This is a genomic window from Tateyamaria rhodophyticola (assembly GCF_047777875.1).
Lineage (GTDB): Bacteria > Pseudomonadota > Alphaproteobacteria > Rhodobacterales > Rhodobacteraceae > Tateyamaria.
Map to the genome: position 1 here is coordinate 1,991,500 of NZ_CP180519.1, position 23,340 is coordinate 2,014,839.

The 23,340-nt window shown below is 63.4% G+C and carries 22 protein-coding genes; 11 read left to right on the forward strand and 11 right to left on the reverse strand.

The window, feature by feature from the left end; all coding sequences use genetic code 11:
- Positions 1-60 precede the first annotated feature (60 nt).
- The 3 genes from ACERHN_RS11330 to ACERHN_RS11340 are packed head-to-tail and all read left to right on the forward strand — an operon-like array spanning position 61 to position 2,725.
- Positions 61-1,044: a PfkB family carbohydrate kinase gene (locus ACERHN_RS11330; protein WP_415919134.1), complete on the forward strand. Its 984-nt coding sequence runs from the start codon at positions 61-63 to the stop codon at positions 1,042-1,044.
- 11 nt (positions 1,045-1,055) lie between these two features.
- Positions 1,056-1,898 (forward strand): 5-deoxy-glucuronate isomerase, encoded by an 843-nt coding sequence (locus tag ACERHN_RS11335; RefSeq protein WP_415919135.1) that lies wholly within the window; start codon positions 1,056-1,058, stop codon positions 1,896-1,898.
- On the forward strand, positions 1,895-2,725 hold the full coding sequence (locus tag ACERHN_RS11340) for a class II fructose-bisphosphate aldolase (protein ID WP_415919136.1): 831 nt from the start codon (positions 1,895-1,897) through the stop codon (positions 2,723-2,725). Before ACERHN_RS11335 ends, ACERHN_RS11340 begins: the two co-directional genes overlap by 4 nt.
- A 3-nt stretch (positions 2,726-2,728) precedes the next feature.
- Here the strand turns inward: ACERHN_RS11340 and ACERHN_RS11345 are convergent, their stop codons facing one another.
- Genes ACERHN_RS11345 through ilvD form a run of 4 tightly spaced genes read right to left on the reverse strand, consistent with a single transcriptional unit; the run spans position 2,729 to position 6,320 of the window.
- Positions 2,729-3,097: a hypothetical protein gene (locus ACERHN_RS11345; RefSeq protein ID WP_415919137.1), complete on the reverse strand. Its 369-nt coding sequence runs from the start codon at positions 3,095-3,097 to the stop codon at positions 2,729-2,731.
- Positions 3,098-3,110: 13 nt separating this feature from the next.
- A complete protein-coding gene (locus ACERHN_RS11350) occupies positions 3,111-3,884 on the reverse strand; it encodes a DUF6478 family protein (protein ID WP_415919138.1) in 774 nt (257 codons plus the stop codon).
- Between the two features lie 53 nt (positions 3,885-3,937).
- Complete coding sequence (locus ACERHN_RS11355; RefSeq protein ID WP_415919139.1) at positions 3,938-4,576, reverse strand: hypothetical protein; 639 nt, start codon at positions 4,574-4,576, stop codon at positions 3,938-3,940.
- The gene (ilvD, locus tag ACERHN_RS11360; RefSeq protein ID WP_415919140.1) at positions 4,557-6,320 is read right to left on the reverse strand and encodes a dihydroxy-acid dehydratase; all 1,764 of its coding nucleotides are present in this window, start codon (positions 6,318-6,320) and stop codon (positions 4,557-4,559) included. Before ilvD ends, ACERHN_RS11355 begins: the two co-directional genes overlap by 20 nt.
- Before the next feature lie 171 nt (positions 6,321-6,491).
- Between ilvD and ACERHN_RS11365 the strand changes: the two genes are divergently transcribed.
- The 5 genes from ACERHN_RS11365 (at position 6,492) to ACERHN_RS11385 (ending at position 13,524) form a co-directional block, all read left to right on the forward strand.
- Positions 6,492-9,584 (forward strand): ABC transporter transmembrane domain-containing protein, encoded by a 3,093-nt coding sequence (locus ACERHN_RS11365; protein ID WP_415919141.1) that lies wholly within the window; start codon positions 6,492-6,494, stop codon positions 9,582-9,584.
- Complete coding sequence (locus tag ACERHN_RS11370; protein WP_415919142.1) at positions 9,581-10,486, forward strand: lysostaphin resistance A-like protein; 906 nt, start codon at positions 9,581-9,583, stop codon at positions 10,484-10,486. The genes ACERHN_RS11365 and ACERHN_RS11370 overlap by 4 nt, the downstream gene beginning before the upstream one ends.
- A gap of 57 nt (positions 10,487-10,543) precedes the next feature.
- A complete protein-coding gene (accD, locus tag ACERHN_RS11375) occupies positions 10,544-11,479 on the forward strand; it encodes an acetyl-CoA carboxylase, carboxyltransferase subunit beta (protein ID WP_415919143.1) in 936 nt (311 codons plus the stop codon).
- Entirely contained in the window at positions 11,476-12,756 is a 1,281-nt protein-coding gene (locus tag ACERHN_RS11380) for a bifunctional folylpolyglutamate synthase/dihydrofolate synthase (protein ID WP_415919144.1), read from the forward strand. The genes accD and ACERHN_RS11380 overlap by 4 nt, the downstream gene beginning before the upstream one ends.
- 105 nt (positions 12,757-12,861) lie before the next feature.
- A complete protein-coding gene (locus ACERHN_RS11385; RefSeq protein WP_415919145.1) occupies positions 12,862-13,524 on the forward strand; it encodes a hypothetical protein in 663 nt (220 codons plus the stop codon).
- 98 nt (positions 13,525-13,622) lie between these two features.
- On the opposite strand, the gene zapE is transcribed toward ACERHN_RS11385, so the two are convergent.
- The gene (gene zapE, locus ACERHN_RS11390) at positions 13,623-14,678 is read right to left on the reverse strand and encodes a cell division protein ZapE (protein ID WP_415919146.1); all 1,056 of its coding nucleotides are present in this window, start codon (positions 14,676-14,678) and stop codon (positions 13,623-13,625) included.
- 133 nt (positions 14,679-14,811) lie between these two features.
- On the opposite strand from zapE, the gene ACERHN_RS11395 reads away from it, so the two are divergent.
- Positions 14,812-16,053, forward strand: a complete 1,242-nt coding sequence (locus tag ACERHN_RS11395; protein ID WP_415919147.1) for an MFS transporter — start codon at positions 14,812-14,814, stop codon at positions 16,051-16,053.
- Here the strand turns inward: ACERHN_RS11395 and ACERHN_RS11400 are convergent.
- From ACERHN_RS11400 to ACERHN_RS11425, 6 genes are all read right to left on the reverse strand, one after another.
- Positions 16,050-16,964, reverse strand: a complete 915-nt coding sequence (locus ACERHN_RS11400; RefSeq protein ID WP_415919148.1) for an alpha/beta fold hydrolase — start codon at positions 16,962-16,964, stop codon at positions 16,050-16,052. The genes ACERHN_RS11395 and ACERHN_RS11400 overlap by 4 nt on opposite strands.
- Positions 16,961-17,869: an ornithine cyclodeaminase family protein gene (locus ACERHN_RS11405; RefSeq protein ID WP_415919149.1), complete on the reverse strand. Its 909-nt coding sequence runs from the start codon at positions 17,867-17,869 to the stop codon at positions 16,961-16,963. Before ACERHN_RS11405 ends, ACERHN_RS11400 begins: the two co-directional genes overlap by 4 nt.
- Positions 17,866-18,486 carry an HAD family hydrolase gene (locus tag ACERHN_RS11410; protein ID WP_415919150.1) on the reverse strand — a complete coding sequence of 207 codons (621 nt, stop codon included), beginning with the start codon at positions 18,484-18,486 and terminating at the stop codon, positions 17,866-17,868. The genes ACERHN_RS11405 and ACERHN_RS11410 overlap by 4 nt, the downstream gene beginning before the upstream one ends.
- Positions 18,483-18,932 carry a YaiI/YqxD family protein gene (locus ACERHN_RS11415; RefSeq protein WP_415919151.1) on the reverse strand — a complete coding sequence of 150 codons (450 nt, stop codon included), beginning with the start codon at positions 18,930-18,932 and terminating at the stop codon, positions 18,483-18,485. Before ACERHN_RS11415 ends, ACERHN_RS11410 begins: the two co-directional genes overlap by 4 nt.
- Entirely contained in the window at positions 18,929-19,759 is an 831-nt protein-coding gene (gene fghA / locus ACERHN_RS11420; RefSeq protein WP_415919152.1) for an S-formylglutathione hydrolase, read from the reverse strand. The genes ACERHN_RS11415 and fghA overlap by 4 nt, the downstream gene beginning before the upstream one ends.
- 93 nt (positions 19,760-19,852) lie before the next feature.
- Positions 19,853-20,779 carry an AEC family transporter gene (locus tag ACERHN_RS11425; protein WP_415919153.1) on the reverse strand — a complete coding sequence of 309 codons (927 nt, stop codon included), beginning with the start codon at positions 20,777-20,779 and terminating at the stop codon, positions 19,853-19,855.
- Between the two features lie 125 nt (positions 20,780-20,904).
- On the opposite strand from ACERHN_RS11425, the gene ACERHN_RS11430 reads away from it, so the two are divergent.
- The gene (locus ACERHN_RS11430; RefSeq protein WP_415919154.1) at positions 20,905-21,522 is read left to right on the forward strand and encodes a TetR/AcrR family transcriptional regulator; all 618 of its coding nucleotides are present in this window, start codon (positions 20,905-20,907) and stop codon (positions 21,520-21,522) included.
- Between the two features lie 73 nt (positions 21,523-21,595).
- Entirely contained in the window at positions 21,596-23,254 is a 1,659-nt protein-coding gene (locus tag ACERHN_RS11435; protein ID WP_415919155.1) for a Y-family DNA polymerase, read from the forward strand.
- Positions 23,255-23,340 lie beyond the last annotated feature (86 nt).

A 23,340-nucleotide genomic window follows, 5' to 3' on the forward strand; every position in this document is an offset into this window, starting at 1 on the left:
TTGCAAAATGACTAGCGCGGGTTTACACCTCTCGCAAGAGCGAAGTGCGGGGAGGCGATCATGAGCGCATTGATGGATGGGATCCGGGGCAACCGGTTCGTCGTGTTCGGTCGGGCGGGCATGGATATGTTTGCCGCCCCTGTGGGCACGAAATCGGAACATGCCGATACGTTTCACGCCGACCTTGGCGGGTCGTCGGCAAACACGTGCGCGGGCCTGGTCAAGCTGGGGTCGGAGGCGGCGCTGGTGACGTCCGTCTCGGACGATGCCGTCGGTCGGTTCTGCATCAACAAGCTGCAGCATTACGGGGTGGAGACCACCTATGTCCGGTCGGTCGGGGGCGAATATCGCAATTCGCTGGCGGTCTATGAAAGCTGCATCGAGGATTTTCAGAACGTGATCTATCGCAATGGTGCTGCGGATTTTCAGGTGACGGACGCGGATGTGGATACGGTCGCGTATGACCGGTTCACGGCGCTTGTCACGGCGGGCACGGTGTTCGCGTCCGAGCCGTCGCGTGGATCGACCTTTCGCGCGTTCGACAATGCCAAGGCGGCGGGCTTACCGATCATCTTTGACATTGATTACCGTCCCTATTCCTGGCCATCAGCAGAGGTTGCCGCCGACGTCCTGTCGCGCGCGGGCGAGGCGAGCGACATGATCGTCGGCAATGACGAAGAGTTCGGGTTCATGGCGGGCGGGATCGAAAAGGGTCTCGACAAGGCACGCGAGCTTGCGCAACGCCCGGGCCGTATCGTGATTTACAAGATGGGTGAAAAGGGCGCGGTGACCTTTGCCGATGGCAAGGAGATCCGCACCGGCATCTATCCGGTGACGGCGGTGAAACCCAACGGGGCCGGGGACAGCTTTATATCCGGCCTGCTGGCGTCGGTGGCGGCGGGGCATTCACTGCACGACGCGGTGCTGCGCGGGTCGGCCTCGGCCTCGATCGTGGTGTCCAAGCCCGGTTGCGCCCCTGCGATGCCCGACACCGCACAGCTTGACGCCTTTCTGGCCGATCATCCCGGCCCCACGGGCACCTGAAGGAGAGAGACATGCATATCGCACCTTTTGACAACGGCAATAAACCGATCGTGGACGTGGACCATGATCTGGTGCCGCTGAACTATTTCAATATCGTCAAGCTGACGGTGGGTGAGGTCTTTGACTATGCGGTGCCGGGGTATGAAACCTGCATCGTGCCCGCGACGGGCATGGTGGATGTGGACGTTGACGGGGCGGCGTTTGCAAATCTGGGCAATCGCGGTGTCGACGTCTGGGATGGTGAGCCCGAGGGTGTTTATGTGCCGGTTGGCGCGCGCACGCAGATGACATGCGTGTCCAGCACGGCAGAGGTGTTCATCGCCGGGGCAAAATACGACAAGGTGCTGGAACCGTTCGACGTGCGCGAGGACGGGATTGACCGGGTGCAATACGGGTCGGATGACACCAAGACGCACCGCAAGATCAAACATATCCTCGGTGCGAACCAGCATGACAAGGTGGGTCGCCTTCTGGTGTCTGAATTGTTCACCGTGGGTGCGGGCGGGTGGTCCGGGTTTCCGAGCCACAAGCATGACACCGACCGTCTCCCCGAAGAGTCGCGCCACGACGAGACGTATAATTTCCGGTTCAAGCCGAACCACGGGTCGGGCTTGCAGATGCTCCAGCGTGAGGACGGCAAGGCGGGCGACGCCTATCACATCGTGGATGGCTCAACGATGCTGATCGACAAGGGCTATCACCCCTGCGCGGTGCTGCCAGGCTACGAGATGTATTACTTTACCATTCTGGGTGGGCTGTCGCAGCGGTCGCTGAAACAGTATTTCCAGCCGAGCCATGCCGATCAGTTGCACACCATCCCCGGCATCATGGATATGGTGGCCAAGTTCAAATGACCCTCGTGACGTTGGAACAGGCCCTGCAACCGGCGCTGCGGGACGGGTATGCCGTGGCGGGGTTGGTGACGCTGGGCTGGGAGGACATGCGGGCCTATGTGGCGGCGGCCGAAGCCGAAGATGTGCCGGTGATCCTGCAGGCCGGGCCGTCCTGCCGCGAGCACACGCCGCTCCCGATCCTGGGCAAGATGTTCATGCATCTGGCCGAGGCGGCATCGGTGCCGGTCGTGGCCCATCTGGACCATGGGTACACCGCGGAAGAGTGTCGTATCGCAGTCGAAAGCGGGTTCAGTTCCGTGATGTTCGACGGGTCACGCAAGCCTTTGGCGGAAAACATCGATGAAACGGCGGCCATTGCGGAGATGGCCCACGCGGCGGGCGTGTCCTGCGAAGGTGAGATTGGGTTTGTCGGGTATTCGGGGGGCGAACAATCGGCCGGCACCGATCCGGACGAGGCTGCGCAATTCGCGCGAGACACCGGCGTGGATGCCATGGCGATTTCCGTGGGCAACGTGCATTTGCAACAGGATGCGGGTGACGGGCTGGATGTCGCGCGTATTCGCGCGATCGAGGCGGTGACCGACATACCGCTTGTCATTCACGGTGGGTCTGGCGTGCCGCTGGCGCAGCGGCAGATGCTGTCGCAGGGGTCCAAAGTGTGCAAGTTCAACATTGGCACCGAATTGCGCATGGCCTTTGGCAATGCGTTGCGCGCGGCGGTGAACAGCGACCCGGACCGGTTTGACCGGGTGCAGATCATGAAGGACACGCATGACCCGCTGGTCGCGGCGACCCGCACCGTGCTGCGCGGGTTCAAGGGCGGCTGAGGCTCAGCCGGTTTCCACGCAGTGTCGGCGGAACGCGCGTTTGAGCATGTCCAGCTCGGCGCGCAGCAGCTCCATTTCCACGCGGATGTCGTCGCCCAGTGCCTCGCCCGCGATCAACGTGAAATGGCCCAGCTTTTCGCCATCCGTGGTGTCGGACAGAACAAACACCTGCACCCCGTCTGCAATCGCCTCGGCCGGGATCGGCACCTGGACCAACCACATGCCGTCGCCCTGTTCCGTCACGTTGACGTCCGGCACGGGGGTGCCCAGATGCGTCACGGCGATTTGCGGCACACCGCTGCCGGTCTGTTCTATCGCGCCTTCCCAGATGCCGTGACGCATGCGGGTCGGGGTCAGTTTCAGCGTGCTCATGGGCCGGCCTCCGTTACAATGCCGCGCGCGGCCGACGCGAGAATGTCAAATCGCGCAAGGTCACCTGGTTCATCTCGGGCCCTTCGAAGATCAGGTCCAGCCACGCCCGCTCAACCCGGCGTTCGTTGAGCTTGGAGTAGGCAAGGTCGAATTCGACCATCACGTCCTCTTCGTTCAGGGGAAGCTCGCGCACGATCTGTTCGGTGTTGGGTCCGTGTCGGATGTTCAGCCGGGCAAAGATTTCCAGCGGCTTTTCCATCTCCACGATGGCATTCACGCCGATCAGGTGTGTTTTCTTCAACCCGTCAATCGCAGCGGCGGGCAGGTCCACGACAAGCGACAGGAACGAGCCGTCGAATTTGAAAACATCCAGCCGCACGCCATAGGGGGCAAGGTCTTCCTCGCGCAGATTGCGCAGCTGGCGCAAGGTCAGTTCCGAAAAGGCGCAGTCGTGAAACAGCGTGACCTCGTCGCCCAGCATGGATTTTGTCTCGACCGAAGATATGCCGGGCCGCGCCAGTGGACCGCGCCACAGTTCGGGACGCCACGACCAATCGGCATTATGCGGCTTGGGAAAGCTGGTGGAGCCGATGGCAGGCAGGGCCAGCCGTTCGTCCGCGCGGTGGATCAACCGGTCGAGATGCGTGCGCAGTAGGCGGGCGGCACTGCGGTGGCCGCGCAGTTCATTCAGGGCCGTGTCGCTGGCGTTGCGCGCCGCGCGCGCCCAACGGCGCATGGCACGCCGATGCGCGACCTTGTCGATGAAACTGATGCTCTTGCCTGCCATGTGCTCTTTGCGGCCCTTGGTTGTGTCCGGCGCGTTTATCTATGCCAAAGGTTTCACTCAAATAAACCGGCGAACATCCCGCGCCGCGGGATATTGTCGGGCGGCGTTGCAGAATTGTCCGCCCGCGCGGCGGACTGCGCCTGTGTGCGCTGCAGGGTTTGTTGCAACAACCGCGGCGCGCGCGGGCCAAGGGCGTTGCCGGATTGGGCCTCGTAAAGCGCCATGCCCACAACCTCGCCCCCGATCTTTGTGGCACCGCGCCAGTAGGTGTCGCGCAAATCCGGGCTGGGCGGCGTGCCCTGTACCCGGATCAGGGTCACGCCGTCGGCGTCGGACCGTTCCAGAACGGTTTCAGACGCCGCACCCAACGCATCGGCCGAGACGGTGCCGCCGGGTGTGCCAATGACCGTGGTGACCGTGATCAGCGCCAGCGGCGCGTCTTCGGGCACACGCGCGCCCAACGTGTCGCACCGTGCCATCAGCGCAAAGCGTTGGCGCAAGCTGCTTGGGTCGATGCAAAACCCCTGTGGCGCGACAAGTGTCACGACACCGCGGCTCATCGGGGCGATCTGCAGGGCTTCGGCAGTGAGGGTGTCTGATGGCGTTCCGGGCACGGGGAACCCGTCCTCGCACCCGGCAAGGACAAGGCACCCCAGAGCCGCGGCGCAGACCCTAGAGGTCCATGTACTCATGGCGTTCCGCCTGCGCGCCGGGATGCGTGACAGCCCCCTTGTACGTGTCCCCGACCAGCTGCGCGTATTTCCAAAGCGCACCGCTTTCGTAGATGGTCTGGCGCGGTCCGGCCCATGCGGCCTTGCGCTCCGCGAGGTCTTCATCGCTGAGATCAACGCTCAACTCACCCTTGATTGCATCGAGCGTGATGATGTCGCCGTCTTGCAGCAGGGCAATCGGTCCGCCCTTGTAGGCTTCGGGGCCCACGTGGCCCACGCAGAACCCGCGCGTCGCCCCGGAAAAGCGGCCGTCGGTGATCAAGGCCACCTTCTTGCCCATGCCCTGACCCGAAAGCGCCGCCGTGGTGGCCAGCATCTCGCGCATGCCGGGACCGCCTGCGGGGCCCTCGTTGCGGATGACGATCACTTCGCCTTCCTTGTAGGCGCGTTTCTGAACCGCCTCGAACGCATCCTGCTCGCATTCGAAAACGCGGGCGGGGCCGACGAAACGCTGATGCTGCGCCTCCATGCCTGCGACCTTCACGATGGCGCCTTCGGGGGCGAGGTTGCCCTTGAGGCCGACAACGCCGCCCGTCTTGGTCAGCGGTTCGGAGATGGGATAGATCACGCGGCCGTCCGCTTCGAGGTCGATCTTGTCCAGCTCTTCGCCGATGGAATAGCCGGTTGCGGTCAGGCAGTCCTCGTGGATCAGGCCCGCTTTGCGCAGTTCCTTCATCACCACGTAGATGCCGCCCACCTCATAGAGGTCCTTGGCCACATATTGCCCACCCGGTTTCAGGTCCACGAAGTATGGCGTGTCGCGGAAAATCTCGCAAACGTCTTCGAGGAAGAAATCAATGCCCGCCTCATGCGCCATGGCAGGCAGGTGCAGGCCCGCATTGGTGGACCCGCCGGTGCAGGCCACGACGCGTGCCGCGTTCTCGAACGCCTGCCGGGTGCAGACATCGCGGGCGCGGATGTTCTTTTCGATCAGGTTCATGACGGCCGCACCGGAGGCTTCGGCGTACTGGTCCCGGCTTTGGTAAGGCGCGGGCGCGCCGGAGGAGTTGGGCAGCGCAAGGCCGATGGCTTCGGACACGCAGGCCATGGTGTTGGCGGTGAACTGACCGCCGCAGGCACCCGCGGACGGGCAGGCCACGCGTTCCAGCACGTCCAGCTCCGCTTCGGTCATGGTGCCGTTTTGCTGGTGACCCACGGCCTCGAACATGTCCTGCACGGTCAGGTCACGGTCCGCATATGCCTCGGGCACCTGCGCGCCGGTGGGCGCGCGACCCGGCAGGATCGATCCGCCATAGAGGAACACAGACGGCACGTTCAGCCGGATCATCGCCATCATCATGCCCGGCAGGGATTTGTCGCAGCCCGCAAGCCCCACCAGCGCGTCATAGCAGTGCCCGCGCATCGTCAGTTCGACCGTATCGGCAATCGCCTCACGGCTGGCCAGCGACGACCGCATGCCTTCGTGCCCCATCGCAATCCCGTCCGTGACGGTGATCGTGGTGAATTCACGCGGTGTGCCATAGGCAGATTTCACGCCCATCTTGACCGCTTGTGCCTGACGGTTCAGCGCGATGTTGCAGGGGGCCGCTTCGTTCCAGCAGGTGGCCACACCGATCAGGGGCTGGTGGATTTCCTCCTCGGTCATTCCCATGGCGTAGTAGTACGACCGGTGCGGCGCCCGTTCGGGGCCTTCGGTCACATGACGGCTGGGCAGCTTGGATTTGTCGAACTTGCCTTTGAGCATCTGGGTCTCTCCCTGGAAACGCGTTGCCAAGTGCAATAGCTTTTGGTCCCGGCCCCTGCAAGCACCGCTGCCGGTTGTAAAGCATCCGCCCGAGGCCTAGATTTCTCCAACGGCGTGGCGCCGGGGCTAAGCCCTTGTCCATTTTCCACGCCGCGCCAAGCGGGACATACCATGGACACCAGCCTGTTCGCTTTCATATGGAAGCACTCCAAACGTGATCAGCTGATGCTGCTTGGTCTGACAATCGTCACGTTCCCCTTCCTTTATGCCACGCTGGAGATGCCCAAACGCATCATCAACGACGCGATTGGCGCATCAGGGTCGACGGTTGACGTCTTTGGCTATGACCTGACGCAGATCCAGTTCCTGATGGCCTTGTGTTTCGGGTATCTTGGGGCCGTGCTCGCCCATGGCCTGCTCAAGATGCGGCTGAACACCATGAAGGGCGTGACGGCAGAGCGCCTTTTGCGTCGGTTCCGCTTTCAGTTGATCAGCCGCATGTTGCGGTTCCCGCGCAACTACTTCCGCTCGACCAGCCAGGGCGAGCTGGTGAGCATGGTGACCTCCGAGGCGGAACCCATGGGGGGGCTGATGGGCGACATGGTGGCCCAGCCGGTGTTTCAGGCGGGCCAGATGCTGATCATCGTGATCTTTCTGTTCCTGCAATCGGTGTGGTTCGGCCTTGCGGGGATCGCGCTGATCCCGCTGCAGGCATATGTCATCCCGATCCTGCAACGGCGCATCAACCTGCTGAACAAGGACCGGATCAAGCAGGTGCGGGCGTTCTCGTCAGAAATCGGGGAAAGTGCGGCGGGGATTTCAGACCTGCGTACAAATGGTGGGCTGCGTTACCGGTTGGCGCAATTCACCGACCGGCTGAGCAATATCTTTGAGCTGCGGTTCAAGATCTATCAGCAGAAGTTCTTCATGAAGTTCCTCAACAACTTCATCACGCAGCTGACACCGTTTTTCTTCTATCTCGTTGGCGGTATCCTCGCCATTCGCGGGGACATTACGGTGGGGGCTCTGGTGGCGGCGCTGGCGGCCTACAAGGACCTGTCGAGCCCGTGGAAAGAGCTGCTGACCTACTACAACCAGACGCAGGACATGGCGCTGCGGTGGGAGATCGTGACAGAGCGCTTTGCCCCGCGCGACATGCTGGATGAGACGCTTTTTGATGGGCAGCCGGACGAAATCCCTCACCTCCTGGGGGACATCGTTCTGGACAACGTCACGGTGCGAAACGCGGATAACACGCCGGTTCTGGAAGGCATATCGCTCAACATTCCCGCGGGTTCGCGCGTGGCCATCCAGGTCAAGAACCAGACAGAGCGCACCACGATGGCCGAATTGCTGACCCGAGAGGTGCTGCCGACGCGCGGGTCCATCACGATGGCGGGCCATGACCTCAGCACGTTGCATCAGGCGGTTGTGTCCGCGCGCATCGGCTATGCGCAATCGCGGCCCTATCTGTTTGACGGCACGTTGGGCAGCAACCTGATGATGCCGCTGATGACAAGCCCGCGGTCCGTGCCGTGGAACAAGGGCGGGCGCGACCGCTATGGGAACGAGGCCGCCCGCTCGGGCAACAGCGCAGACCGGCTGGACGCGGATTGGATCGATCCGGCGCTGGCGGGGCTGGGTTCCGAAGACGAGGTGCGCAAGTGGTGGTTCGAACTGGTGCAGGCCATGGGCATCGACGAATTCATGTTCCGCCGGATGCTGGAAAGCCGGATCGACATCGAAAGGTATCCCAGCCTCGCAACCGCGATTGTCGAATTGCGCCCGGAGGTGGAAAAGCTGCTGGTGGAAAATGAGCTCGATGACCTCGTGCATCGGTTCGACCCGGACGAATTCAACCCGGCCGTGCCGCTTGGGGGCAACCTTCTGTTTGCCGCGCCGCGTATGGACATCAGCCAGCAGGGGTTGGCAACGCAGGCCGGGTTCCTTGCCCTGCTCTTTGAACACGGCATTGCCGAACAGGGCATCGCGATCTCACAGACATTGATCGAAACGCTGCACCAGACATTCGGCAGTGACGGCACGAGCCACCCGCTTTTTACCGCGCTCAACATCGACGAAGCGCTCTATGAGCAATTGGTGGATATCGCGCAACGGCGTCGGGAAAAGGGCGACATTGCCCTGACGGACGAAGAATTCGCACTGCTGCTGACGGTGCCTTTTGCCTTTACCGCCGAACAGATCGGCCCGGCGTTTCCCGACAGCTTCAAGGCCGAGATCGTCAAGATCCGCCAGACGAACGGCGCAAACCTGCGCGCGCAGGTCGAAGAGATGTTTGTGCCGATTTCGCCCGACAATTACCTGCCGAGGCTGACCGTTCTGGAAAACGCGCTTTACGGTCGGATTTCGATGCTGGCAGGGGCCAAGCAGGAGGTCATCGAGGACCTCGTGGCGGACCTTATGAAAGAGAAGGGGCTGCGCCGTCGCGTGGCCGAGACGATCTTTGACCTGCCCACGGGAATTGGCGGCACGAGCCTGCCGACGATCTTCCACGAACGCGCGGCGTTTTCGCGTGCGGGCATCAAGCGACCCGATATCATGGTGCTGGACCGCGCATTGGCAAGCCACGGGTCCGACCTGCGCGAGCGGACGCGCAGCGCGCTGCATGACCTGCTGCCCGACAGCACGTTGATCTTTCTCGAGGAACAGTTTGAAGATCCGGACGCCTATGACCTGTTTGTCGAGATTGATGACGGGCGCATCGACGGGGTGCAGATCCACGAAGACGACGAAGAAGCCGACGACCTGAACCGAAAGGTCCGGGCGCTGTCCCGGACAGAATTGTTTGCCGGCCTGAGCCTGCGCAACCAACGGCTGCTGGCCTTTGCGGCGCAGTGGTACACAGCGGAAGCGGGTCAGCGTGTCTTTTCCATGGGGGACAAACCCGATGCCGCGTACCTGTGTGTCTCGGGAACGGCCGAGCTGTCCTTTGACACGCCTGACGGCAATGAACGCGTGGTGACGACTGTCGAGCCGGGGCGCCTGATCGGGGATCTTGCGATCATCCTCAATGATCCGCGCAACCTGCACCTGACGGCGGAAACGGATGTGACGTTCCTGCGCATCGGCGCGCGCGAGTTCAAATCCGTTCTGGAAAACGACACCAGTGTCCTGCTGAGCATGTTGCAGACCGTGTCGGGGCATCTCAACGGCGTGGCAGAGCTGCTGCGGCAGGCAAATGTCGAAATCCCGCAGGACGAGCAGGACGCGCAAGACGAAACGCCAGCGCCGATCGACCAATGAGCGTCTGGCGGCTGAACTATGCGGCGCATGACCGATTTGTCGCGCCCGCCCGCGCCAAAGCGCAGGTATGGCGCATTCCGTTTGGCCTCGTACTTGCGGCGGCGTTCTTTCTCGCGTTGAGCCAGATGGTGTTCGGCACCATTCTGAACATGCTCGGCCCCGATCTGGCCAGTGAGATTCAATCGGATGGACCGCTGGGTCTCACAGCCGGGGCGGTGGTGTTCTTCCTGCTGCAGCTGGGATTGCTGGGCGTGGCGGCCGGTCTGGTCTGTGTGGTGCTGCACGGGCGCGGTCCGATGACGCTGATTGGTGCGCCGGGTCTTGCCCTGCGCCAATTCACGGCGGTGTCCGTTGTATTGGTCGTGGTCATCGCGGCGCTGTGGATCCTGCCGCCCTATGACTATGGCGCGCCGCTCGAGCGGAACATGTCGCTGGGCCGGTGGCTGGTGCTGTTGCCCCTAGGGCTTGTGGCGGTTCTGGTGCAGGTGAGCGGTGAAGAAATCCTGTTCCGCGGCTATCTTCAGCAGCAGATTGCCGCCCGGTTTTCGTCGCCGTTCCTGTGGATGTTCATCCCCTCCGCCATCTTTGGCGCGCTGCATTACGTACCCGAAAGCGCGGGATCAAATGCGATGACCATCGCGGTGTTTGCTGGTGTCTTTGGACTGGTCACCGCGGATCTGACGGCGCGGGCAGGGACGCTTGGCCCGGCCATCGCGGTGCATTTTTTCAACAACGTACAGGCCATCCTGCTGACCAGTCCGCCGGATGAGATGTCGGGCCTTGCGCTTTACCTTTTGCCCTTTGGCATGGCGGATGAAGCGGCGCTGGCGGAATGGTTGCCCGTGGACCTCGGCTGGATGCTGGTGGCATGGCTCGCAGCAAGGCTTGCCATTCGCCGTTGATTGCAATTGTGCGCCGCCCCGATTATCTGGGCGAGGCGACGATAAGCGGATGAACACATGAACTGGATCACCAACTATGTCCGGCCCCGGATCAACTCGATCTTTTCGCGGCGCGAGACTCCGGACAATTTGTGGACCAAATGCGATGAATGCGGCACGATGCTGTTCCATCGCGAGCTGTCGGACAATCTGAACGTCTGCACCAGCTGTGGCCATCACATGGGGATCACGCCGCGCGACCGGTTCCAGAGCCTGTTTGACGGCGGTATTTTCACCGAGGTGGACGTGCCCGCACCGCTGGCCGATCCGCTGCAATTCCGCGATCAGAAAAAATATCCCGACCGCATGAAAGCCGCGCAAAAGGCGACCGGCGAAGACGAGGCGATGTTGGTGGCCAAGGGCGAAATGGGCCGCACCCCCATCGTCGCGGCCTGCCAGGATTTTTCCTTTATGGCCGGGTCGATGGGCATGTATGTCGGCAACGCGATCATCGCCGCCGCCGAAGAAGCGGTGAAGCTCAAGCGCCCGCTGATCCTGTTTTCCGCCGCCGGTGGCGCCCGGATGCAGGAGGGCATCCTGAGCCTGATGCAAATGCCGCGCACAACCGTTGCGGTGCAGATGCTCAAGGAGGCCGGTCTGCCTTACATCGTGGTTCTGACGCATCCCACCACGGGCGGCGTAACTGCGAGTTACGCGATGCTTGGCGACGTGCATATCGCAGAGCCCAACGCGCTGATCTGTTTTGCCGGGCCGCGCGTGATCGAACAGACGATCCGCGAAAAGCTGCCCGAAGGGTTCCAGCGGGCGGAATACCTGCTGGATCACGGGATGCTGGACCGCGTGACACCGCGCACGCAGATGCGCGACGAGCTGATTACCATCACCCGGATGCTTCTTGGTCTGCCGCCCGCGGTCAAAGGCGACCTGCCCGCGCCTGATCCGGTGGGCGCGCCCGGTGACACCCCGGACGATCAAGGCACCACCCCCGCATGAGCGGGACAGGTTCGGACGCCATCCTCGCCCGGATGATGGCGCTGCACCCAAAGGTGATCGACCTGACGCTGGACCGTGTGTGGCGGTTGCTGGATCGTTTGGGCAATCCGCAGAACGATCTGCCGCCTGTGATCCACATTGCGGGCACCAATGGCAAAGGCTCGACCCAGGCGATGATCCGCGCAGGTCTTGAGGCCGCCGGGCACCGGGTGCACGCCTATACCTCTCCGCATCTGGCGCGGTTTCACGAACGGATCCGCCTGGCGGGCGATCTGATTTCCGAGGACGCGCTGACCGCGTTGCTCGACGAATGCTATGTGGCGAATGGCGATGCCGACATCACGTATTTCGAGATCACGACCTGCGCCGCCATCCTTGCCTTTGCGCGCACACCTGCGGACTACACGCTGCTCGAGGTGGGGCTGGGGGGGCGGCTGGATGCAACCAACGTGGTTGATGCGCCCGCGCTGACCATTATCACACCGGTGTCGATGGATCACGAAGCGTTCTTGGGCGACACGTTGGGCGCGATTGCGGGGGAGAAGGCGGGCATTATCAAACGCGGTGTACCCTGCATCATTGGACCTCAGGATGAGGCCGGGCTGGACGTGATCGAGGCGCGTGCTGCGGCGCTTGGCGCGCCTGTGTTGGCCTATGGCCAGCATTGGCATGCCGCACCCGAACGCGACGGAATGGTGTTTCAGGACGAGACCGGATTGCTCGACCTGCCGCGGCCCAGCCTGCCCGGCGATCACCAGATCCAGAATGCGGGCGCGGCCATCGCGGCCTTGCGGCATCTGGGTTGTGACGAAGCGGCGTGTCTTGCGGCCGTCACCCAGGCGCATTGGCCCGCACGGATGCAACGGCTGAAGCAGGGGCCGCTTGTCGATATGGCGGCCGCGTCGGGGGCGGAATTGTGGCTGGATGGCGGGCACAACCCGGCGGCCGGTGCCGCCTTGGCCAGTGTTTTGCGCACGTTGCCTGAACGGCCCACACATATGATCTGCGGCATGCTCAACACCAAGGATGTGCGTGGATATCTGGCCCCATTGGCGGATGTGGCCACGTCCCTGCATGCCGTGCCGATCCCGGGCGAGGCGAATACCCTGAGCGCTGCGGACACCGCAACGGCGGCGTCTGATGTCGGGTTGATCGCATTTCAGGCCGAGGATGTGTCCGCCGCGCTGCATGCGATACTGGCCGAGACGCCGCAGGCGCGGGTCCTGATCTGTGGATCGCTGTATCTTGCGGGGCGTGTGCTTCGGGACCACAGTTAAGCCGATCCCTCACATTATGTTGACCAAACGCACCTGTCTGGGCTATATTTAGCGTCATTATACCGATGGGTCACAATAATGGCTCGGGGTTTTGGGGGACGCAGTATGGTGTGGCGCGATGATAATGCGCCGGGACAGCGGCAATCGTCGGCCAGCAGGTTCGGCAAGATGGCCGCCAATTCATCGGCGAAGATTACGGTTCTATTGGTTGTGATGGGGTTCCTGATGGTGACCATCGTGCTGGTCGCGATGCAGCCCAGACCACAACCCGCACCCACGATAACCGCAGAGATTGCACCCGCGCCCCAGCCAGTTGCAGCGCCCGCACCTGTGGTCGCCGAGCCGGTTGTGGCGGCAATTGTCGCACCGGCCCCGACCCCCGCCCCGCCGCAACCGGACCCTGTCGTGCAACAGGTCAGCCGCGCGGACGCGTCCCTGCTGGAATTGCGCGAGGCGGTCCGGTCAACCCAGGCCAGTGACGTTCTGCGGCAGTTGTCGACCGAAGGCGCGTCCGGTCCGAGCGACCTGCCGCGGTTGGCCCGCAATGTGCTGAGCGGATTTGGATATGCGGTGCAGGAGGGTGACCGCCTGCACGCGCTTCTTGTCGGTGCGCTGTCCAATCAGAAATCCGACGCGTATATCGACGCGTTGCTAAACACCGCCGCGGCACGGGGTGAATTCACGCCGCCCTTTGCCCTGATCCTGCCCACGGGGCGCATGGATACGGGCATCCTGCTCGATGCGATGGTGCGCGGCGCGCGCGGCTAAGGCAGAAATACAAAAAACCTGAATTGCGTGACCCTTTGAAATCACAGATTCCAACGGGATACGGGATACATGATGTTGCCGGCTGTTTGTCTTTCGCTCTATGCGCCCCAGCCCGCGCTCTGCATTTCGCGCAATCGCGAGGCGGTGCGTTCGAATTCAAATGTCCCTTCGCCCTCGAGATACAGCATTTCGGGCGATGCCGCAGCGGAGCAAATCAGACGCACCTGCGCCTCATAGAGTGCGTCGATCAGGGTGACGAACCGCTTTGCCTCGTTGAAGTTGCTGCGGCTGAGGCACGGAATGTCGTCAATCATCAGCACCTTGCAGGTGTCCGCAATCGCAAGGTAGTCGGCGGGTCCCAACGCCTTGGCGCAGAGATCAAAGAAGCTGGCGCGCCCGACCCCGTTGCGGAACCGCGGCAGGGTGACGGTACGCCCCTTGATCACCAGATCCAGTGGTGCATCCGACCCTCCGGCCAGATCGGACCAGATGGCGTCCATCTGCTGCCGCGCCGTGGCACCCAGAGGCGTAAAAAAGGTGGGCGACCCGGCCAGCCGGTCCTGACGATAGTCGGTGGGCGAGGCAAGCTCCCACACAACCATTTTTTCCTTGAGTAGCTCGATGAACGGCACAAACAACTGGCGGTTCAGCCCGTCTTTGTAGAGATCATCCGGCACCCGGTTCGATGTGGTCACCACGACCACCCCGGCGGCAAAGAGCGCCTCAAACAGACGGCCCACGATCATCGCATCCGTGATATCGGTGATCTGCATTTCGTCAAAGGCAAGCAGACGCACGGATGCGGCCACATCGGCGGCGACCGGTGCGATGGCATCGTCGACGCCGGTCTGGCGCGCGATATGCATTGCGGCGTGGATTTCCTGCATGAACGCGTGAAAGTGCACGCGGCGCGCTGGCACCTCCAGATGCGAGACAAAAAAATCCATGAGCATGGATTTCCCGCGCCCAACCCCGCCCCAAAGGTAGAGACCCATGGGCGGCTCCGGCGCCTTGCGAAAGAACCCGCGTTTCACCGGTTCGGCAAGGGCCGCGCGGATGCGTTCGAACTCCGGCAGGACGGCTTCCTGTGCCGGGTCCGCCTGCAAGGTGCCTGCGGCGACAAGCGTTTGATATTCGGTGATCAAATCAGTCATGAGCGCGTCAGTCCTACCGCGCCCGTGCCCCCTTGCAAAGCCGCATCAACAATTGTGCGGTGGCGCGCATAAATGCTGATTTGACCGGGACGGTGCAGCCCGTAATGTCGGCGCGTTCATACGGAGACGTCCCATGCAGGCACGCGCATCGCTCATGACCCCGGTTCTGATCGTGGGATCGTTCATCATCATGATCAGTTTCGCGGTGCGCGCGTCGTTTGGCGTGTTCCAGATCCCGATCGCGGAAGAGTTCGATTGGCTGCGCACGGAGTTTTCGCTGGCCATTGCGATCCAGAACCTTGCATGGGGCATCGGCCAACCGATCTTTGGCGCGATTGCGGAGAAAATCGGGGATCGCAAGGCGATCATCATCGGGGCCATAACCTATTCTGCGGGCATGGTGCTGTCCGCGTATTCGGTGACGCCGCTGGAACATCAGATGTACGCCTGGCTTGTGGGCTTTGGCGTGGCGGGCACGGGGTTCGGTGTGATCCTTGCCGTCGTCGGGCGCGCGTCCTCGGACGAAAACCGCTCCATGAGCCTTGCGATTGCGACGGCGGCGGGCTCTGCCGGTCAGGTCTTTGGCGCGCCTGTGGCGGAATGGATGCTGACCATGATGAGCTGGCAGAATGTGTTCATCATTTTTGCCGCTGTGATCCTTGCGCTGATCCTCACGCTGCCCCTGATGCGCGCACCCGCGATGGCGTCCAAGGCAGAACTGGAGGAGAGCATGGGCCAGATCCTCGTGAAGGCGTTCAAGGACCCGTCCTATACGCTGATCTTTCTGGGGTTCTTTTCCTGCGGCTATCAACTGGCCTTTGTCACCGCGCATTTCCCGGCCTTTGTGACCGAAGTGTGTGGGCCGATTGTGCCGGGCAGCATGCTGCACAACCTCGGGATCACGACCACTTCGGCCTTGGGCGCATGGGCGATATCGCTCATTGGGCTGGCCAATATCGCGGGCACGCTGGCCGCGGGGTGGGCGGGCAAGCGGTATTCGAAGAAGTACCTGCTGGCAGGCATCTATACCGCGCGAACGCTGGTGGCGGGGTTGTTCATCATCTTTCCCATGACGCCTGCGACGGTGATCATCTTTTCGATCACGATGGGGTCGCTGTGGCTGGCCACGGTGCCGCTGACCAGCGGGTTGGTCGCGCATATCTATGGGCTGCGCTACATGGGCACGCTCTATGGCATCGTGTTTTTCAGCCACCAGTTGGGGTCGTTCCTGGGCGTGTGGCTGGGCGGGCGGATGTACGACCTTTATGGCTCGTACGAACAGGTGTGGTGGATCGGCGTTGCCGTGGGCGCGTTCAGCGCGGTGGTGCACCTGCCGATCCGCGAACGCCCCCTTGGTCAGGCGGCCCCGGCCTAACCACGGGAGGCGCGGATCGCCTCCAGCACCTGGTCGGTATGGGTATAGGTCAGGCCGTGGCCCGCATCGTCGATCACCGATTGCAGGGCGCCCGGGTTCCATTGGCCGAGCACGTCCTTGCATGACAGCGCGATCACGTCGTCCTGCGCGCCCCAGACGGCCAGCGTTGGGATACCCGCCGCAGCGATTGCACGATGTTCGGCCTCGGCCGGGTGGCGCAGCACGCCACGCAGGCTCGATAACACAGCGGGAAAGTACCCGCGCCGGTCGGTTTCGGCGCGTTGCAGGTCTGCGATATTCTCGACAGAACCGGGCATGTTTTCCTCGGCCTTGATCCCCTTGCGCAACAGGAACGGGTAAACGGCCAGAAACAGCCAATCGCCGATCACGGGCAGATCGCGGGTTGCCTTGAGCTTTCCGGTTGCCAGTTCCTGCATCCCCGCCGGGGCAAGCAGGACCAGCTGCTTGATCCGTTGCGGTTGGCTGGCGGCGATGTGGGCGGCGATGGCGCCCCCCATGGAATAGCCAAGCAACGTTACCGGGTCAGTCACGTTCTCATGCATCAGCAGGTCATTGTATTGCGTGACAAAGAACGCCGCGTCCTGACGCCCCAGCACCGTTTCGGAATACCCGCGCCCGTAAAGGTCATAGACCAGAACCCGAAACCCCATCAGCGCAAGACCCCGCGCCATGCCCCGCCAGACGAAGGACGGCGTGGTCAGGCCATGGACACAGACGGCAACCGGTCCGCGTTCCGGTCCCATCCATTCGTAATGCGTGGTCCCTTGGGACAGCAGGGCAAGCTTGCCCGGTCCCGCCTTCTGGCGGTCCTCGGACATCGGCGTGCGCATTGCCTCAACCGTGAGCGGGACCGCGATCAGCCCGAGCAGGATGACGACAATCCAGATCATTGCGCCTGCCACCGGTCCAGGATGTAGCGGCAGGTCATCAGGTCCAGATGCGCGCCGCCCCCGTTCTTGAACAGGGTGATATCCTCGGGCTGCCGGGTGAAGGCATCGAGGGTGTAGTAGTCGGCAATAAGGTGTTCGCGAGCGATTGCGCCAGTCTCCAGCGGAATTTTGACCTCGCCTATATGGCCCACAGTGGTGTCGAAACTGTCAACAAAGATGCGCGCACGGCGCAGGGCGTCATCGTCGGCCTCACGCATGTCGGGGCGGTATGCGCCGATCAGGTCCACGTGCTGACCGGGGCGCAGCCATGCCCCCTTGATCAGCGGGTCGGTGGACATGGTGGCGGAGGTGACAATGTCCGCCTGAGCGATGGCGGTTTCCAGATCGGTGGCCACGTCGGTGTCATGGGTGGCGGCAAAGGCCTCGGCCTTGGCCAGCGTCCGGTTCCAGACCGTGAATTTCGCATGCGGGAAGGCGGCGGCATAGGCGGCACGCAGGCTGCCCCCCACGGTGCCCGCGCCCACGATCAGGATGCGTTCGCAGTCCGGCCGGGCAAGGCGGCGCGCGGCCATCAGGCTGTCGCCTGCGGTCTTCCATTTGGTCACGAGGTGGAAGTCGATGATGGCGGCCAGCGTGCCGTCCGCGTCGTCATAAAGGTTCACGCCGCCGTTGATCATGGGCCTGCCCGCGCCCGGATTGCCCGGAAAGACGGTGGCGGTTTTCACCGCCATGCCCAGCCCGTCAATCCATGCCGCGCGGCTCAGCAGCGTGTCGGGATCACGGTAGAGGAACGTATCGCCAATCTCTGCGCGCGGCAGGTCATGCCCGGCAGCCAGCGCGTCCGTGAGGCCGATCCAGTCAAGCACGGCCTCACCTTCGGCAAAGGGGATGACGGGGACGTTCATGCGGCCTCATCGGGGCTGAGCAGCCCTTCGGCCACAAGGCGGTCGGCCCAGCCCTGCGGTCCCTCGAAGAGATGCGTGTGCCACCCGCGCGCGTGTGCGGCGGCGATATTGTCGGCGCGGTCGTCGGCAAAGATCAACGCGTCCCCGCTCAGGCCCGTGGCCTCTTCGAGCATTTCGTAGATGCGGGCGCTTGGCTTGGTGACCTGCATATGGCCGGAGATGAAATCGCGGTCGAACTGGCGCAGAAAGTCGTAATGCGTGGCGGCATAGTCATAGCTGCCAACGCCGAAATTGGTCAGTGAAAACACAGGCATGCCCTTGGCCTGCAGGGCATTCATCAGGCGCACCGAATGGTCGATCACGGGCGCGGCCATTTCGATCCAGCGGTCGTGCCACATGCGGATTTCATCGCGCCAATCGGGGTATTTTTCGGCCGTGGCATAGATGGTTTCGGTGAACGGATGGCCGAGGTCCACACGTTCGTTCATCCCGTGCAGATCGACGGCGTCGAACATTGCGCGGCGGCGCTCCTCGCCAATCACGCTGTCATAGAAGCGTTCGGGCTGCCATTCGATCAACACGTTGCCGATGTCGAACACCACTGCTTTGATGGTCATCGTTTGGCTGCCCTCAATTCCCGTTCCAGCGCGTCCAGAAAACGCGATCTGTCGGCCTTGGTAAACCCTTTGCCGCCGCCCTGACGAAACGGGTCTGCGGCGCGCAGGTCGCTCATCAGGTCGCGGGTGGCCAGCACGTTGCCGATATTGGCCTGCGTGAGCGCTTCGCCATTGTGTTTGAGCACGCGTGCGCCGGCCTCGACGCATTTGGCGGCCAGCGGGATGTCACCGGTGACGACCACGTCGCCTGCACCCGCGCGGTCCGCGATCCACATGTCGGCGATGTCTGGTCCTTCGGGCACGATCACGGTTTCGACCAGCGGGTTTTGCGAGGGGCGCAGCCCGCCGTTCGACACGACCTTCATAGGGACCTTGTGGCGGGTGGCGACCCGCTCGGCTTCGGCCTTCACCGGGCAGGCGTCCGCGTCGATATAGAGCGTGGTCACGCCCAAAGCGCCTCGGCGTGGAAGTTCACATGATCCTCCATGAACGTGCTCACGAAGAAGTAGCTGTGATCGTAACCGGGCTGCATGCGGAAGGTCATCTGCTGGCGGCGCGCGGCGGCAGCTTCGGCGAGGGCCTCGGGTTTCAGGAGGTCAAGGAACTGGTCATGTGTGCCCGTGTCGATGAGCATGGGGCCGTCGAACCCCGTGTCGCGCATGCAGCGGGTGGCATCATGCGGGGACCACAGGTCTTCGTTCGTGCCGAGATAGGCGGTGAGCTGTTTGCGGCCCCAGTCGCTGGCCGAGGGGTTGGCGATAGGCGCGAAGGCCGACACGGAGCGGAACCGGTCGGGATGGGCCATCGCGATGGTGAGCGCGCCGTGCCCGCCCATGGAGTGACCCGTGATGCCCTGCCGGTCCATGTCGAGCGCGAATCCGTCTGCCAGAAGGGCGGGCAGTTCGTCGGTCACGTAGTCCCACATGCGGTAATGTGGCGCCCAGGGTTTTTCGGTGGCGTTGACATAGAACCCGGCGCCTTTGCCCAGATCATAGGCATCGTCGTCCGCCACGTCATCGCCGCGGGGGGAGGTGTCGGGGAAGACCAGGGCGATGCCCTGTTCGGCGGCCCAGGCCTGCGCGCCCGCCTTGGTCATGGCGTTTTCATGGGTGCAGGTCAGGCCCGAGAGATACCAGAGCAGCGGGACGGGGCCGTCCTGCGCCTCTTGCGGGAGGAACAGGCCGAAGGTCATGTCGCAGCCACAGGATGTCGAGGGATGCGTGTAGACGCCTTGGGTGCCGCCGAAACAGGCGTTTTCGGATTGTGTTTGCATGGGTTTCCTCCGTTTGCCTCTTCGCTATCGGGCGCGGGCGCGTGGGGCAAGCGGCGGGAGCCTCCGGCGGGAGTTTATTTGGCGAGATGAAGCTTAGGGGCTGACCCAGCCTATGACCGCGGTGAGGGTGATCACGCTGATGATGGTGGAGAGCAGGATGGAGGCGGAGACGCGTTGCGGGGCGACGCCGTAGTGCTGGGCGAGGATGTAGACATTGCCCGCGACAGGCATGGCGGCGCAGGCGATGAGGACCGCGAAGGTGAAGGGGGAGACGGGGAAGAACAGGAGTGCGGTGAGGGCGACAGCGGCGGGGTGGAGGATGAGTTTGGCAAAGCTGAGCCAGCCTGCGATCTCGATGCGTTCCGCGCTTTTGGAGGCGAGGGAGGCGCCGATGGCGAAGAGGGCGCCGGGGGTGGCGGCGGCGCCGAGGATCAGCAGGAAATCGTTGACCGGTTCGGGGATGGGCAGGCCCAGGGCGGACCAGATGAGGCCGCTGGAAATGGCGACAATCATCGGGTTCTTGATCAGACCCGTGCCGATGGTGCGCAGGATGCCCAGCGACATGCGGCCATCGCGGCTGCCGGTGATGAGGATGACGATCAGGCTGGAGAAGACGATCAGGTCAATCGACAGGATCAGGATCATCGGCGCCACGGCGGCCTCGCCCAGCAGGACAGCGAGCATGGGCAGGCCCAGAAAGCCCACATTGCCGATCACCGTACACTGTGCCTCCACCGCGTTGGTGGGCACGTCGAGGCGGCGCAGCCAGCCGACCGCCGTGGCCAGCAGGTAGACCGCGAGCGTCCCGGTCAGATACGCGCCAGCAAGCCGCGCGTCCCAGATCTGTGCGAAATCGAGTGTCGCGGCAAAGCGGAACAGCATTGCGGGCAGGGCGAAATAGAATACGAATTTGGTGAGGGCTGCCGTCGCGTCCTGCGAAAAGAAACGGGTGCGCCCGGCACCGTATCCCAAGCCGATCAGTACGAAAAAGGGCAAGGTTTTGAATAGGATCGGCAGCATGAAACAGACTTAGCCTTTCTGCTGCGGGGCGTCCATGCGGCGCCATCTGCATATTTTGCGGGCGTTTTTCCTGTTGTAACTGAACGGAACGGTTTATGTTGCCAAGTCTAGGGACGGGAGCCTGCATGAACGACGCCACCCCCATTGTCCGCAAGGGCCGCAAATTCGACCAGGTGCTGGAAGGCGCCCGGGCGGTTTTCATGGCCGACGGGTTCGAAGGGGCGAGCGTGGACGACATTGCCAAGGCCGCCGGGGTCAGCAAGGCGACGCTCTACAGCTATTTCCCGGACAAGCGGTTGTTGTTCGTCGAAGTGGCCACGCAGGAATGCGACCGGCAAAGCCAGGCGGCGCTGGACATCATCGACATGTGTGGTCCGCCGCGCGAGGTTCTGGCGCAGGCCGGTCGGCATTTCGTGCGGTTCCTGACGTCGAAATTCGGGCAGCAGATCTTTCGCATCTGTGTCGCGGAATCGGACCGGTTTCCGGAGATCGGGCGGGCGTTCTACCAATCGGGGCCGCAGCGGATGCGGACCGAGATGGGGGCCTATTTCGAGGGCGCAATCGCGCGCGGTGAACTGGCCATTGAGGACATCACGCTGGCCACGGATCAGTTTGGCGAACTGTGCAAGGCCGACATCTGGCCGCGCCTGATGTTCGGGGTGATCACGGACGTGTCGCAGGCGGATATCGACCGGGTGGTCGATGGCGCGGTCGAGACGTTCATGGCGCGCTACGGCACCTGATTTCGCTGTGCTCTGACTCGACTTGGGCGGCGACTCGCTCTAATTTCGCGAACAGAACAAATAGCGAACATTTATGTCTGACCGTCGTATTCTGTCCATCTGGTTTCCCCGGCTGGGGGCCGAACGCCTGATCCGGCGGCAGCCGATGCTTGCGGATCAGCCCGTTGCCGTGGTGGGTGAGCGGCAGAACATGCAGGTTATCACATCCCTGAACGGTGTTGCGCAAAAGACGGGGGTGCAGGTCGGGCAACCGGCGCGGGACGCACATGCGATGTGCCCCGGCTTGATGACATATGCGCAGGCCGCCCCCGCCGAGCAGCGGTTTCTGGAGGCGCTCCAGCGCTGGGCGGGCAAGTTTTCACCATGGGTTGCCCCGGAGGAGGGGGATGCGCTGGTCGTGGATCTGACGGGCTGTGCGCATCTTTACGGTGGTGAGGCGCAGGTGATGCAGGTGGTAGAGGACGATTGCACGGACCTTGGATTGAGCGTGGCGCTGGGACTTGCGGACACGCGGGGGGCGGCCTGGGCATTGGCGCGGTTCGCGGGCCGGGCGGCGGCGTCGGACCGCACCGGCGACGCCATCGATCAGGAGGCGCGCGCGACACGGTCGCGGGCGGGCAAGCGCCGTCACTGGACCAAGGGGGGCGCTGCCCCTGCGGTGCAGACGCAAGCCGGAGACGTCACGCGCATCGCACCCCCCGGCCAGACATACGGCGCACTCAGCCCGCTGCCCATTGCGGCCTTGCGGTTGGAGCCGGAGATGACGGCGCAGCTGGGCCGGCTGGGCCTGCGCCGGGTTGGCGACCTGCTAGGCCAGCCGCGGGCGTCGCTGGCGCGCCGGTTCGGGCGGGGGTTGGTGATGCGGATGGATCAGGCGATGGGCAGCGCGCCCGAGCCGGTATCCCCGGCCAAGCCGCCCGACCATTTCGCGGTGCGCATGACGCTGCCGGATCCCATTGGGTTGGCCGAAGACGTGATGGCAGCGATTGACCGTATCCTGCCGCGCCTGTGCAAGGCGTTGGAAGACAAGGGAAAAGGCGCACGCCGGGTGCGGCTTGAGGCGTATCGCAGTGATCATGAGGTCGAAGCGGTGGAGGTGGGGCTGGCCCGGCCCAGCTTTGATCCGCACCGCATCCGCCCCCTTCTGGAGATGAAGATCGAGGAGATCGACGCAGGCTTTGGCATCGACATGATGCGGATCGTGGCCACACAGGCAGAGCCGGTGCACGATGTGCAGGCCGTGGGTCACATGCAGGCGGGCGAGGCGGTGCGCAAGCGGCTGGCGGGGGCCAATGCGCTGGATGATCTGATGGGACGGCTGGGCGCGCGTGTGGGGCTGGATGCGATCCGGCGCTATCATCCGGCGGACACGCATATCCCGGAAAAGTCCCACAAGATGCTGGCTGCTGCGTGGTCCGCGCCGCATGACGGTCCATGGCCTGCGCCCACCAACCCGCGGCCCATGCTGATGTGGCATCCCGAGCCGGTGCACGCCCCTGCCACGCCGCGCCTGCCCGAGACGTTCCGCTGGCGCGGGCGCGACCTGCGGCGGATGCGGGCGATCGGGCCGGAGCGGATTGCGCCGGAGTGGTGGCTGGACGATCCGAACTGGCGCAGCGGCACGCGGGATTACTGGGTGACGGATACGGAGGACGGTCAGCGCCTGTGGCTGTTTTATGCGCATGGTGGGGCGATGTCGCCGGGGTGGTTTTGCCAGGGGTCGTTTGCGTGACGGTGGACCGTACGCGCAACGGCACGGGGAGCGGCATCCTGCGAGCGGTGCGGCGGATGCGTTAACGCCTGTGCACAAGGGCTTTG

Coding starts and splice junctions, on each gene's coding strand:
- ACERHN_RS11330 (WP_415919134.1), top strand. CDS start 61: ATGAGCGCATTGATGGATGGGATCCGGGGCAACCGGTTCGTCGTGTTC.
- ACERHN_RS11335 (WP_415919135.1), top strand. CDS start 1,056: ATGCATATCGCACCTTTTGACAACGGCAATAAACCGATCGTGGACGTG.
- ACERHN_RS11340 (WP_415919136.1), top strand. CDS start 1,895: ATGACCCTCGTGACGTTGGAACAGGCCCTGCAACCGGCGCTGCGGGAC.
- ACERHN_RS11345 (WP_415919137.1), bottom strand. CDS start 3,097: ATGAGCACGCTGAAACTGACCCCGACCCGCATGCGTCACGGCATCTGG.
- ACERHN_RS11350 (WP_415919138.1), bottom strand. CDS start 3,884: ATGGCAGGCAAGAGCATCAGTTTCATCGACAAGGTCGCGCATCGGCGT.
- ACERHN_RS11355 (WP_415919139.1), bottom strand. CDS start 4,576: ATGAGTACATGGACCTCTAGGGTCTGCGCCGCGGCTCTGGGGTGCCTT.
- ilvD (WP_415919140.1), bottom strand. CDS start 6,320: ATGCTCAAAGGCAAGTTCGACAAATCCAAGCTGCCCAGCCGTCATGTG.
- ACERHN_RS11365 (WP_415919141.1), top strand. CDS start 6,492: ATGGACACCAGCCTGTTCGCTTTCATATGGAAGCACTCCAAACGTGAT.
- ACERHN_RS11370 (WP_415919142.1), top strand. CDS start 9,581: ATGAGCGTCTGGCGGCTGAACTATGCGGCGCATGACCGATTTGTCGCG.
- accD (WP_415919143.1), top strand. CDS start 10,544: ATGAACTGGATCACCAACTATGTCCGGCCCCGGATCAACTCGATCTTT.
- ACERHN_RS11380 (WP_415919144.1), top strand. CDS start 11,476: ATGAGCGGGACAGGTTCGGACGCCATCCTCGCCCGGATGATGGCGCTG.
- ACERHN_RS11385 (WP_415919145.1), top strand. CDS start 12,862: ATGGTGTGGCGCGATGATAATGCGCCGGGACAGCGGCAATCGTCGGCC.
- zapE (WP_415919146.1), bottom strand. CDS start 14,678: ATGACTGATTTGATCACCGAATATCAAACGCTTGTCGCCGCAGGCACC.
- ACERHN_RS11395 (WP_415919147.1), top strand. CDS start 14,812: ATGCAGGCACGCGCATCGCTCATGACCCCGGTTCTGATCGTGGGATCG.
- ACERHN_RS11400 (WP_415919148.1), bottom strand. CDS start 16,964: ATGATCTGGATTGTCGTCATCCTGCTCGGGCTGATCGCGGTCCCGCTC.
- ACERHN_RS11405 (WP_415919149.1), bottom strand. CDS start 17,869: ATGAACGTCCCCGTCATCCCCTTTGCCGAAGGTGAGGCCGTGCTTGAC.
- ACERHN_RS11410 (WP_415919150.1), bottom strand. CDS start 18,486: ATGACCATCAAAGCAGTGGTGTTCGACATCGGCAACGTGTTGATCGAA.
- fghA (WP_415919152.1), bottom strand. CDS start 19,759: ATGCAAACACAATCCGAAAACGCCTGTTTCGGCGGCACCCAAGGCGTC.
- ACERHN_RS11425 (WP_415919153.1), bottom strand. CDS start 20,779: ATGCTGCCGATCCTATTCAAAACCTTGCCCTTTTTCGTACTGATCGGC.
- ACERHN_RS11430 (WP_415919154.1), top strand. CDS start 20,905: ATGAACGACGCCACCCCCATTGTCCGCAAGGGCCGCAAATTCGACCAG.
- ACERHN_RS11435 (WP_415919155.1), top strand. CDS start 21,596: ATGTCTGACCGTCGTATTCTGTCCATCTGGTTTCCCCGGCTGGGGGCC.